Origin of the sequence: Paenibacillus sp. ov031 (assembly GCF_900143165.1) — a bacterium.
Lineage (GTDB): Bacteria > Bacillota > Bacilli > Paenibacillales > Paenibacillaceae > Paenibacillus > Paenibacillus marchantiae.
Genome location: NZ_FRDO01000001.1, coordinates 635,320 through 648,555 on the forward strand (window position 1 = coordinate 635,320; position 13,236 = coordinate 648,555).

Annotated in this window: 9 protein-coding genes; 8 read left to right on the top strand and 1 reads right to left on the bottom strand. The window is 42.3% G+C overall.

Features of this window, described 5'->3' with window-relative positions; translation table 11 throughout:
- From BUA17_RS02945 to BUA17_RS02965, 5 genes are all read left to right on the top strand, one after another.
- On the top strand, positions 1–786 hold the full coding sequence (locus BUA17_RS02945) for an ABC transporter ATP-binding protein (protein ID WP_072732549.1): 786 nt from the start codon (positions 1–3) through the stop codon (positions 784–786).
- Entirely contained in the window at positions 770–1,828 is a 1,059-nt protein-coding gene (locus BUA17_RS02950) for a pyridoxal-phosphate-dependent aminotransferase family protein (RefSeq protein WP_072732550.1), read from the top strand. The genes BUA17_RS02945 and BUA17_RS02950 overlap by 17 nt, the downstream gene beginning before the upstream one ends.
- Positions 1,829–1,830: 2 nt before the next feature.
- Positions 1,831–2,973, top strand: coding sequence for an amidohydrolase family protein (locus tag BUA17_RS02955; RefSeq protein ID WP_072732551.1), 1,143 nt, complete (start codon positions 1,831–1,833; stop codon positions 2,971–2,973).
- Positions 2,974–3,112: 139 nt separating this feature from the next.
- A complete protein-coding gene (locus BUA17_RS02960) occupies positions 3,113–4,051 on the top strand; it encodes a tyrosine-type recombinase/integrase (RefSeq protein ID WP_072732552.1) in 939 nt (312 codons plus the stop codon).
- A gap of 43 nt (positions 4,052–4,094) precedes the next feature.
- Complete coding sequence (locus BUA17_RS02965; protein ID WP_072732553.1) at positions 4,095–5,153, top strand: ATP-grasp domain-containing protein; 1,059 nt, start codon at positions 4,095–4,097, stop codon at positions 5,151–5,153.
- Here BUA17_RS02965 and BUA17_RS02970 read toward each other — a convergent pair.
- Positions 5,105–7,489, bottom strand: a complete 2,385-nt coding sequence (locus BUA17_RS02970; RefSeq protein WP_072732554.1) for a hypothetical protein — start codon at positions 7,487–7,489, stop codon at positions 5,105–5,107. The genes BUA17_RS02965 and BUA17_RS02970 overlap by 49 nt on opposite strands.
- 618 nt (positions 7,490–8,107) lie before the next feature.
- Between BUA17_RS02970 and BUA17_RS02975 the strand changes: the two genes are divergently transcribed.
- The 3 genes from BUA17_RS02975 (at position 8,108) to BUA17_RS02985 (ending at position 13,173) form a co-directional block, all read left to right on the top strand.
- Positions 8,108–9,277: a glucose-1-phosphate adenylyltransferase gene (locus tag BUA17_RS02975; protein ID WP_063563383.1), complete on the top strand. Its 1,170-nt coding sequence runs from the start codon at positions 8,108–8,110 to the stop codon at positions 9,275–9,277.
- A gap of 27 nt (positions 9,278–9,304) precedes the next feature.
- The gene (gene glgD, locus BUA17_RS02980) at positions 9,305–10,408 is read left to right on the top strand and encodes a glucose-1-phosphate adenylyltransferase subunit GlgD (RefSeq protein ID WP_063563384.1); all 1,104 of its coding nucleotides are present in this window, start codon (positions 9,305–9,307) and stop codon (positions 10,406–10,408) included.
- A gap of 332 nt (positions 10,409–10,740) precedes the next feature.
- Positions 10,741–13,173, top strand: a complete 2,433-nt coding sequence (locus BUA17_RS02985; protein WP_072732555.1) for a glycogen/starch/alpha-glucan phosphorylase — start codon at positions 10,741–10,743, stop codon at positions 13,171–13,173.
- The last annotated feature ends 63 nt before the right edge of the window (positions 13,174–13,236 follow it).

A 13,236-nucleotide genomic window follows, 5' to 3' on the forward strand; every position in this document is an offset into this window, starting at 1 on the left:
ATGGAACTAGCTTTGCAGGTTCAGAATGTTACGGTTCAATATGGTGACTTTACTGCGCTGGATAACATCACACTAAATCTTCAGAGGCATACCACGCTTGGTCTTGTTGGTGAGTCCGGTTCGGGCAAATCTACCCTTGCGAGAGTCATTGCCGGGTTAATTACGCCAGATGAGGGGCAGATTTTGCTGGGAGATCAGCAATTAAAGAAGAAGAGAAGTCGTGAGCAGTATAAAAGCATACAGATGATCTTCCAAAATCCGGATGCTTCACTGAATCCCAAACATTCCATTCGGCAGATTCTTGCTGAAGCGCTGTTGTTTCATCGCATTGTAGACCGTTCACAGGTGGAGAAAAGATCGAGAGATCTCTTGGCCCGTGTTCAGTTGGAAAGCAGGGCACTGGACAAGTATCCGCATGAATTCTCCGGCGGTCAGCGCCAACGGATCGCCATTGCACGTGCATTAAGCGTAGAGCCGAGTCTGCTAATTGCGGATGAGCCGACAAGTGCACTGGATGTTTCTGTGCAGCGGAGTGTGCTCGATCTGTTCAATTCACTTAAGAGGGAACTTAATCTTACGTTACTGTTCATTTCTCATGATCTTGGAGTTATCCATGCCATTAGCGATACGGTAGCAGTCATGCGGCAGGGTCAGCTTGTGGAGATTAGTCCCAAAGATCAATTCTTCACACGACCTGAAACGGCATACAGCCGAGAGCTGCTGTCCGCAGTTCCAAAGATGCCGAAATCAAGTTCTTTAGGAGGTTTATATGAGCCAACAATATAAAGGAAACATACCCCTTACCCTGTCGGAATACGATACGCTTACACAATTGCTCTCCAGGCTCTTGTCTACGAAGTATCCTCCTGTGATCATCCCGGGTGAGGCCATCTTGGGCATAGAGGCCGTGGCAGCTGGAATATCTGCACCGGGTCGTACGATAGTTAATGTCGTAACAGGGCCTTATGGCAGTTTGTTTGGTCAGTGGCTTGAACGTGGAGGGGCAACGGTTATTGAAGTCAAAGTTCCTTTTGATGAAGTTGTACCTGTGGAGAAGGTAGCTGCTGCGATTGAAAAGTATCAACCGTCCGCACTATCCTTTGTTCAAGCAGAGGTGGTTACAGGCGGGTCGAATCCCGCAGAAAAAATTATAAAGATTGCGCGTGCCCATAACCTGATTACGGTGAGTGACTCTGTATCAGCGATTGGGGGAGAGCCTCTGCTGGTAGATGAATGGGGCGTTGATTTTGTAGCTGTGGGTGCACAAAAAGCCCTGGCCGGGCCTAACGGCATCAGCGCAGTAAGCATTTCACCGCGTGGATGGGAATTTCTCGAATCCAATGCACATGCACCGCGCAACTCCATCCTGTCTTTGCTTGATCTGAAGCCACCCGGCGATGGGGCTGCACCCGTCCGCGTTCCTCCCAACATTCCAACGCTGGAAGCCAGAGCACTGATTTTGGCTTTGACAGCTATTGAGTCTGAAGGCTTGGAGCAGGTGATCAAGCGTCATGAACAGGCTGCGTTATCTGCTATAGCGGGAATTCAGGCCCTGGGTCTAGAGCCTTGGCAAAAAGATAACAGAACATATTCGACACTGACTACGACGGTTCGAATTTCCGGGGAGAAGAAGTTGCATATCGATCAGCCGATTGGCATCGTTGCACCGGGGGATGGAGAACTTTTTGGTCAGCTTCTGCGAATTAATCATTTTGGAGTTAATGCGTCCTTGGCAGGTGTGGAGGAAGCTGTTGCGACTATTGCGGCATTATTAAATGAGGACCATGAGCAAGCAGTCCAGGCTGTTCGCCTCGTTTGGGGGAAATGAATATGACCCAGGTAAAATCGGAAGAGCAAAGCTTCAAACATATCTTTATAGCAGGCATTAAAGGCAAACGGTTCGATATCTCGATTCAGAATGGCCGGTTTGCATCTGTTACAGAATCCGTGCCGCAGAATGATAACGCATCGCTTCCGGGTACAGATATATGGATAAGTCCCGGAGTTATTGATCTTCATACACATCTGGCCTGGACAGACTTTGACCATGCGGATCAATTGAAACGTGACAGCCACGAGGTTGAGGTGATGCAGGCGCAAGCTTTTGCAGCCACCCTCCGGACGGGAGTAACCACGGCGCGAGATGCAGGCGGATTGTTACCAAGCACCGCTCGACATCTCGCTCAGCACTATCAACACCCCTTAAGAGTTGAAACCAGCAGCGAAATGCTGGGAGCGGCAGATGCCCGTGGTGTGAAGCATCTGGAACAACGGTTGAACGGAATTTTTGATACAGGCGCGGGATGGGTTAAAATTATGGCTACAGGTGGGCTGGGAGCCCCTACGGAACAAGTGCTCGATCCTGTATTCTCGGAGGAAGAGTTTGCGTTCATCGTTCGCCATGCCCATGCTCACCATAAAAAGGTGCTGGTTCATACCTGGGGTGGAGTGACGATAGACTGGTCTATTCAGGCCGGGGCGGAATCCGTGGAACATGGAATGTTCTTATCGGAGGATCAGGCGGGCAGACTTGCGCAGTCCCGAACAGCCTTTGTGCCTACCACATCGATTTATCGTATTGCCGCAGATCCAAAAGGCGTGCTGGCGTTGCCTACTGTTATCAGTGATCGTGCAGCGCGCGCTGCAGAAGCTCATTCTACTGCCATCGGATATGCCAAAAGAGCTGGAGTCCGTTTCGGCTTCGGTACCGATTACGCCACACCTTCACTGCATGGCTATAATCTGCAAGAACTGGATACGCTGATCGATTATGGCCTGACCCGGGCAGAGGCGTGGCAATCTGCGACGTCAAACGCTGCTGATATTCTGGGTCGTGGCAACGAATTGGGACAGATTGCAGAAGGCTATATTGCGGACGCCATTATTTTCAATGCCGATCCGTATCAAACGGAAAATGCAGATCAGCTGCAGGAGAGCATCGTGTCCGTAATTATTGGGGCGCAGAAACCATAACTTGGTTTCTGCGTTTTTTCTTTTTGCAAGAAAATCATTAACCAGTCTATAGCACTTTGGACATCTTCACAAATAAGCTCGCATGCGTAATAATGTAGGTCGAGCCATGCGACATATTATATCTACATCAGGAGGCACTATGAAACTCGGCAATCATGATTTGAATACATACATCAAGCAATATGAAATCTATTTAAGTGTAGAACGAAACCTGTCCCGAAAATCGATAAAAGCTTATCTGTCTGACCTCAACAGACTCGTTGATTGGTTTAATGACAATCAAATATATGATGTAAACAGAGATAATTTAAGAAAGTATCTAGAACAATTAACAAGTGAGCAAACGCTTAAAGACTCTACAATTAAAAGAAAGTACATATGCTTTAAAGCATTTTTTAATTATTTGGTACAGGAAGGGGATATTGCTGAATCCCCTATTTTTGGTTTCGGAAGAAATTTCAAAACAGCAAAACGTATTCCGAAGACTCTCTCTGTGAATGAGGTTGAAAGGTTGTTAAACGCTCCACAAGAAGATATGAAGCAATTACGTACAGAGTTTAGGAAACGAATTAACCTGCGCAATGATGCTATTATCGAGTTGCTTTACGTGATCGGAATTCGTATCGGCGAATTAGTGGGTATCGATATTGAACATATAGATCTGGAGGAAAAAACGGTATTGATCTTTGGGAAAGGTCGTAAAGAGCGTTTATTGTATATTTCCAGTAATGAGGTGATCCTCAAGATTAAAGCCTGGTTGCATCAACGTGAGCATTTCGATCCCAATTCCAATGCGCTGTTTATTAACAAATATGGCGATCGCCTTTCGATTTATTCCATAGAAGATATTTACTCGAAATACAGGGACTTATCTAAAGTCAGTAAAAAATCAACACCGCACTATCTCAGGCACAGTTTCGCAACGCATCTTCTCAACAATGGTGCTGATTTGCGTTCAGTACAGGAGATTCTTGGGCATACGAACGTTAGTACAACTCAAATTTATACAGAGGTGTCTGTTGAGCGGAAGAAGGATGTGCTGTCGAGGTTCAACCCAAGAAATAACTTAAAAGTGTAGAATATAACCTCCTAATAACTATAAATTATTTGGAGGTTTCAATATGGAAAGTCATTCACGATTGTACGAAGAGCTAAACGATTTAATTTCATTTTCTGAATCTTATAATGGAAAATATACCGTAGTTTTTATCAATGGAAATAAATCATATACTAAAGCTAATTCTGGATACTTGGAAGAAATTGAAGCTTTAGAAATTAATAAGGGATTTGAGAATTCATCTGAAAATTATACTTTTTATAATAATCCGTCAACCTTCGTAGGAGATATTATTTTAAATAACCTACCTACATCTAATTCCCATAAAATATTACTTTATTCAACGGCACAAATAGGAATTGATATTAATAGACGGTCTTTTATACCGAATTTTTCAAGTCTTCACAATATACATAACTTAACTTGCGATGGTTATACATTAGCTTTATTACAAAATAAAATGCATTACTATGATATAGCTAAAAACTATGTGAATGTTCCCCAAACTTTTGTATATACAAATCAAAATTTCGAAATCTTTGAAAGTATGAAAAATAATAATTATATAGTTAAACCTTCATATGAATGTTCCGCTAAAGGCGTGAATCTAGTTAAAGATAGAAAAAATCTTAAAGAAGTTGTGATAAATCTTTATTATGAATTCCAGCAACCGATACTAATACAGGAGTTTATAACGGGAACCGAAATCGAAGTACCGGTAATTATAAAAAACATGCGTCCCGTTCCGTTACTGCCAGTAGAGATAAAAAAAGACAAAAGCTTTTTATCCGTGGAAGAAGTAGACAGCAACAAATATGGATTCGAACTAATTAAAGATGCGAAGCAAATAAATAAGCTCCAAACATCAGTGAAAAAACTAATGTCAGCTTTACAGGCTGATGGCCTGTGTAGAGTTGATTTTATTGTTGATGAGAAAGGCGAGCCGTGGCTTTTTGATATTGCTGCTTTACCCTTAATTTCCAGTCATAGTTCATGTTACACAGTATTCCGTGAACTGTACCCAAATGACCCATACGCATTATACAAAGCTTTAATTGGTATAAAGTTAATTAATCAGTCAGCCCAATACTCAATGTTAGAGAAAAGCCCAAGCCTAAAGTAATTAGAAGTATAATCATTTTTATCATTCAGAATTTTGAGAACATGGCTCTTACTTTTATTATTTTGATAATAATATAAAAGAGCCTCATGTCTTTTGTTCAGTAAAGCATTATCAAAGTATGCAATACCTCTTGCTAATATTTGATCACATCGTTTTTCAATAGTTATAGCTTGTTCTGTATCGCCACTTAAGTATTTTGCAACACCTAAATTTGTTGTTATTAGAAATAGATCGTATGAATCTGTGAACTCATTAGTATATTTTAAGGTTTCTTCTAGATATTGTGTAGCATCTTGGGTTTTATAAGGATCATCAAGTGATAGTAGCAATAATGCGTAATTTGAGATACAAATAAATTCTTCATGCAGGTTACTTCTAGCCACTTCATCTTCCCATATCAGTTGGTTGTATGAATCAAATGCATCTTTGTCACCTTTATTCAAAATAGTTTTAATAACACAATTTAACTGGTAGACGACTCCCCATAAATTCTTCATTATTCCCTTTTGTTCGATAAAAGATATAGCCTCTTCGGTTATGTGTGAAGCCATTTTATAATCTCCTTGCATGAAGAGACTTCCCGCATAATTGCAAGCTAGTTTTAGATAATATTTATGATACTTATCTTTGTACTGCTTTAAAAGTTGAAAGGAACGCTGTAGCACTGAAGAATTGTTCGTAACATGGTCTGCTTTCAAAAGGTTTATTTTAGATAGAAGAACAGCTTGGCGTATCTGCCAAAAACTCACATACTTTGGAGGAGTAACGAATATTTGTGTTTGATATATTTTATATAAGATATCGAAGACTTGAGACTCATTTATGTTTTCTGCATTACTTTCCATATTATCATTACTTAATAACATAAGAGTCTCTTTAAGACGTGATGAGAGATCAATATTGATATCTCCCAAAGCATCTAATATTCGTTTAATAAAAAGGAGATCCTCGTTTTCAATGTGCCGAGTATTTGAAGTTTTTCTGTTTATAGATCTCAGTAACGACAGCGCTCTCACATAACTAATTTCACCTATTATTTCAATAGAATAACCATAATAATTCCCTTGCATTTTTTCTAAGAATGAATCTGCACGGTGAAAAGCGACACTATATTTGTTAGAACAGTAGCTTGTATACAAGTCTTTTAATGTTAATTGTAAACTCTCATTTTGTCCTATAAATTTCAATAGTTCATCAGTGATTCGCGAAGCGCCTTCCTCTCTCATAAGTTGAGAATAAGCCAGTACAGCATTTTTTACTGATAATTCGTTATTACCGATAAAATTATAGTGTTGATACTTTTCATAATATAAAAAAGGAGCATTTTTCTCTAAATAGTCCAAATAAATATAAGACCTGTTCTCGGCGTTACCATTAGAGAAATGCTTGACGAGTAACGGGTAATATTTTTCATGTAAACTAATAAATTTATTATCGTTAGAAAACTCCATTAATCCAATATTCAACAATTCTCGTATATGTTCACTTGTCTCAAAAATACCATTGTGCCAAAGAAAATTGTTAATATTCTGATAATCACACCATTTTTCATGAGAAATTGAGCGGTAAAATAATAGTGTGCTGATTACTGCCTTCTTTTCTTTTTCATTATTTATTTGTTTTACTTTGTGCATATAATCGTTATATATATATTCTTTAATCGATTGTTCTTTTTGACTCTGGGCATATTCCATTAGCGTTGAAAGAGGGATATCCTCATACAGCTGATTTCTTTCTATTCCCAGTGTTTGGTAGTCTTTCTTCGTAATATTACAAACTTGAACATAGTCAGTCTCTTTCTCAAACGTTATAAAACCTTCATCAGTTTCATCTTCAACTATAATGATTTTTAAATTGGGGTAATTTTCGCAATGATTCACAATATCATTGATAAAAAAAATGGATGTGTTGTCCATTAAACTAATGTTATCGATAATTAATAATCGTTTATTCTTATTAATCTGTGTTAATAATTGGGAATAGTCCGATGCAACATAATTATTTATAAAATCCTTTACCCCATTATATACTCCCTCTACTTGGAATATAGATGCTACTATCTCCATAACAGAGCCAAGAGGAGTAATAATTCTATTATTTATTGTGTATAACGGCGAGTCCTTGAATGCTCCCAGTTCCTCGGATTTTTTTTCAATACTCCCAGAAACAATGCACTTTTTATATCCTTCAAGTTCAAAGTGATTTATTATTGTTGTTTTTCCACTTTGTGGCTTTCCCTTTAGTTTAATTTTGAACTTATTTTGTATGATATCTTCAATTTTTTTAATAGTCTTTTCTTGAAACTCATATAGTGAACTAAGATCGTTTGCTCGCAAAATCAATAACCTCCAAATAATTTATAGTTATTAGTATGTAACTTTTCGATAGACTACTTATTGCAATTCTAAGTACTACTTTTATACCATCTCTATTATTCGACACATTTCTATGTATTCCTCTAAAAATTTACAAAAATCATTATAATTTCTGATACAAACGCCCTTTTTGTACAATTTTCTAGGTATATAGATCCATGAACCATGGATTTTTACCATTAATTTTCCAAAAGGAGTTTGATTCCCTTTTATCGAATACAATATGAATAACAGCGGCACGAGAAAGGGTAATCTCACCCTAACTTTTGTCGAAGTTTTCCAGCAAGATTCCTCAGCCCGTTTCGTGTTTAATGTTATATAGGAGTAGTGTATTGCATTTTACACGGGGTACACCTTGATTTTTACATCCACCTATCACCTCTACACAACAAGTACAGGCAATTCTGCATGTATCATCTACTTTCAGACATTACAAAGAATAACGTTTGGCTGGAATTTCCGAGCAACATAGTCTGTACAGCATGCTACTAATCATGACAAAAGTGTCCACACAACAGCATATCGGATTATGGGCTCTGAAATGATTTAGAACGAATGCACATGGAGGAGGCTGTAATGATGGCAAAAAAAGAAGTTGTAGCGATGCTGCTCGCTGGAGGGCAAGGCAAAAGATTAAAGGGATTGACCAAATCACTGGCCAAGCCTGCTGTTTATTTTGGCGGAACCTACCGCATCATTGATTTTCCTCTAAGTAATTGCTCCAATTCTGGCATCGACACAGTCGGTGTATTAACCCAATACGAACCCCTGGTGCTGCACTCCTATATCGGCATTGGCAGTGATTGGGATCTGGACCGCAAAAATGGCGGGGTATATGTACTTCCTCCTCATGAACGTGAAGACGGCAGTAACTGGTACCGTGGTACGGCGGATGCCATCTACCGTAACCTGAATTTTATCGAACAATTTGATCCTGAGCATGTGCTCATCTTGTCAGGGGATCATATCTATAAAATGGATTACGAGAAAATGCTTCAATACCATAAAGAAAAGGATGCAGATTGCACCATATCGGTCATTGACGTTCCGTTGGAAGAAGCCAGCCGGTTCGGGTTGCTCAACACCCACGATGATTATCGCATCTATGAATTCGAAGAAAAACCTCCTGAACCCAAGAGCACGCTTGCTTCCATGGGTATCTATCTCTTCAAGTGGGATGTACTGAAACGCTTCCTGATCCAGGACGAACAGCAGGCATCCACCTCCTATGATTTTGGCAAAGATATCATTCCCTTGCTGCTTGAAAATGAAAAATCACTATACGCTTATCCATTTGAAGGGTATTGGAAGGACGTCGGTACAATCCACAGTCTGTGGGAATCCAATATGGACCTGCTGGATGAGGAAACGCCGTTTAATCTGAACGACCCGGACTGGCGTATCTATACTCGTAATCCGAATCAGCCTGCGCAATATATTTCACCATCGGCGAAGGTACGGAATTGCATCATCAGTGAAGGTAGTGTGGTACATGGTGAGGTTAAACACTCGGTGTTGTTCTACGGTATTGAGGTGGGAGAGAACAGTTCCGTAACCGATTCAGTGATCATGCCAAAAGTGAAGATCGGTCAAAATGTACGCATTCACAAAGCTATTATCGCCGAAGGATTGGTGATCCCGGATGGATTACATCTGTCACCCGCCCCTGAGGATGAGAGTGATATATTGCTGGTCGATCAGGAAGAATTGGAACGTCAGCTTCTCGAGGGAATGACAAGTAAAGCCTAATCTAAACCCCAAAGGACGGTGCATGCGATGAAACCATTGATCGGAGTTATTAACCTTGACCATGAGCTTGAGGAATTGAAGGAATTGACGTACTTTCGCTGCGGAGCCGCGGTGCCTTATGCCGGGCGTTACCGTCTGATTGATTTTGTATTATCCAATATGATGAATGCTGGCATTGAGAGTATCGGTGTATTTGTGCGTCGCAAGTACCGTTCACTCATGGATCATCTGGGAGACGGTAAGCCGTGGGATTTGGATCGCAAGCATGGCGGCATGTTTATTTTGCCACCGGACTGGAACGATCCGACCGATACGTCACAAGGGGATTTGCAGCATTTTCACAATAATCTCGATTTTTTCCGCCGGGGTTCAGGGCAATATGTTGTCCATGCAGGTAGTCGGCACGTAACCAAAGCAGATCTGCAGGATGTGTACAGGTACCATATAAGCAAGGGCGCGGATGTAACGCTGGTCTGCAAAAAAGTGGATAAACTGCTGCCTGAACATGACGCCTGTGTCAAAGTTGAAGATGACGGGAACGGTAATGTGGTGGACATTCACCAAAGCGCCGATCACCCGAATATATATACAGAAATTTTCATTATGGAAAAAGAACTGTTCCTGCGCCAGGTGCAGCGCTGCATCGCTCATGGCGAAAGCCATTTCTTCCGTGATGTGATTCAGAAAAATCCGGATGGCTTGAACATTGCTGCATATGCCTATGATGGCTATCATGCCGTGATCAATTCGATTGATAGCTATTACCGCAACAGTCTGGAATTGTTGAATAGCGGATTGTATGAGCAGCTGTTCAAGGAACAGCCTGTTCAAACCAAGATTAAATACGAGGCACCTGCCAAATACCTGGACTCTGCTGAGGTCAAACATTCCTTGCTCGCGAACGGCTGTATTGTGGGTGGGGAAGTGGAGGACAGCATCCTGTTCCGTGGGGTGCATGTGGCGAAAGGTGCCAAAATTAAAGGCTCCATTATTATGCAAAAATGCTACATCGGAGAAGGCGCCGTTCTGGAGAACGTCATTCTCGACAAAGATGTGAAGCTAAGCGGCGGCCAGACGCTGATCGGCGACCCGTCGAACCCTTATATTCTGGCGAAGAGTACTATTATCTAATATCAACACTTAACCGATATCATCTATAAATATATATAAAATAAAAATCCTGTAGGATGGATTTAAGGTTCATGAGCGAAAGTTGAAATGCAACTTCGATTGTGCTTGCCAACGTGCAAACGTAGTGGAGGGAACGAAATCGATTCTGAAGAAGCGTAGCGTTCGCCTTTATCACTGTATTTTCACATCTGAATAATAGAATCAAGAAAATACAGGGATAACAGCGATCGAAAGAACGATTCGTACCCGTAACGGCCACTTTGTAGAACATTGAGCACTTGAGTGTATGAACCGCCACCACCCTACAGGATTTCACCGGGAGGAACCTTCTTTTGTTTGACAACAAGGAAACGTTCAAGAGTATTTTTAGACGCAATCTGGTCAGCAAATTGGGCAAACCACTAGCAGAAGCAACGCAGGAGGATGTCTATCACGTACTTGGAAGCATGATCCGCGAATATGCGGGTCAAGATTGGGCGGCGTCGAATCAGGGGTTTAAGCAGCGCCAGGATAAACAGGTCTATTACTTCTCGCTGGAATTCCTGATTGGACGTCTGCTCGGCAACAACCTGTTAAATGTGAATGAATTGGAACTCGTTCGTGACAGTCTGGCTGAATTGGGTTTCTCTTTGGAAGAAGTGGAAGAACAGGAAGCGGACGCAGGGCTCGGCAACGGAGGTCTGGGAAGACTCGCGGCCTGTTTTCTGGATTCACTGGCTTCCCTTGGCTATGCAGGACATGGATGCGGAATCCGATATAAATATGGCTTGTTTGAGCAAAAAATTATTAACGGCAATCAGGTGGAATTACCCGATAATTGGCTTGAGAAGGGCAATGAATGGGAAGTGCGTCGTCCGGACAAAAAGGTGGAAGTGCAGTTCTGGGGCCGTGTGGAGGCTTATGAACAGGATGGGCATTATCAATTTGTCACGAAGGATGCCGAATCAGTGGTAGCTGTACCATATGATGTGCCTGTGATTGGTTATGGCCAGCCCCATGTAAACACCTTGCGATTGTGGAGTGCGGAGCCCAAGCGGGAGACTTCACTCGATACCCCTTCGAACTATTACGGATATCTGGATTACAGCCGTTCGGTAGAATCGATCTCGGAGTTCTTGTACCCGGATGATTCCCAATACGAGGGCAAGCTGCTCCGTCTGAAACAGCAATATTTCATGTGCTCGGCAGGCGTACAGAGTGCTTTGCGTACATTTAATAAGCTGGAGCTTTCGTATGATCGATTGCCGGATAAAGTGGCGTTCCATATCAACGATACGCATCCAACACTCGTGATTCCCGAACTGATGCGCATTCTGATTGATGTCAAAGGCTATGGATGGGATGAAGCGTGGGATATTACGACCCGCACCGTATCGTATACCAACCATACAACGCTAAGTGAGGCGCTTGAAAAGTGGCCTGTAGCCATGATCAGCAAGCTGCTGCCGCGCATCTACATGATTATTGAAGAGATTAACAAACGTTTCTGCGGGATGCTGCTCGAACGTTATCCCGGAGACCAAGATCGTATTCAGCATATCGCGATTGTTGCGAATGATCAGGTGCGAATGGCTCATCTGGCGATTGTGGGCAGTCATAGCGTCAACGGTGTCGCGGCATTGCATACCGAAATATTGAAGGAACGGGAGATGGCTCCGTTCTATGCTCTATATCCCGAGCGCTTCAATAACAAAACCAATGGCATTACCCATCGCCGCTGGCTGATGCATGCCAATCCGAAGCTGTCGAATCTGATCACAGATACGATTGGAAGTGAGTGGATTAGGGAGCCGGGCAGACTGAATGAGCTGGTAGGCGTTGCAGACGATGCTTCATTCCAGCAGCAGTTCCATTCCATTAAACGTAATAATAAGGAGCGACTGGCCGCGTACATCCTGGATCATACCGGAAAGGCGGTCAATCCGGATTCCATCTTTGACGTACAGGTGAAAAGGCTGCATGGATACAAACGGCAGCTGCTGAACATTCTGCATGTTATGCATTTGTATAACCGTCTCAAGAGCGATGCTTCGTTTGATATCGTGCCACGTACATTTATTTTTGGAGCTAAGGCAGCGCCGAGTTATTATTTTGCCAAGAAAATTATCAAGTTGATTAACACGGTGGCAGATACGGTCAATCGTGATGCTGCTGTGAAAGATCGTCTACAGGTATTTTTCCTGGAAAACTACTCGGTCTCTCTTGCCGAGAAAATCATTCCTGCCGCGGATGTCAGCGAACAGATTTCAACCGCAGGTAAGGAAGCCTCCGGTACGGGGAACATGAAGTTTATGATGAACGGAGCGTTAACCATTGGTACCATGGACGGCGCAAATGTCGAGATGGCAGAGCAGGTCGGTCAAGACAATATGTTTATCTTTGGTCTGAGTGCAGACGAAGTTCTTGAATATTACCGATCCGGCAGTTATCGGCCGAATGAGATTGTACAGCAAGATGAGCGAATTCGTGAGGTCGTGGAGCAGCTGGTACACCCGGGAGTGTTCTGTGAGCGTGATGGTGAATTCTGGGATATCTATGATTCCTTGCTGGCCCATGGTGACGAGTACTTTGTGTTACGTGACTTTGCTGCCTATGCCGATGCGCATGCTGCCATTGATTCGGCGTACCGCGATGTATCGGGCTGGACACGCAAGGCAGTGCTGAATACGGCTCATTCCGGCATTTTCTCCAGTGATCGCACCATCAGTGAGTATGCGACTGATATCTGGGGCATTCATCCGGTGTCCGGACACTGGAAAGGTTAAATAAGTAGTATTTAACAATGAAATCCCCTTGTACATTAGGTTGATCTCTGTTGGGTTCATATA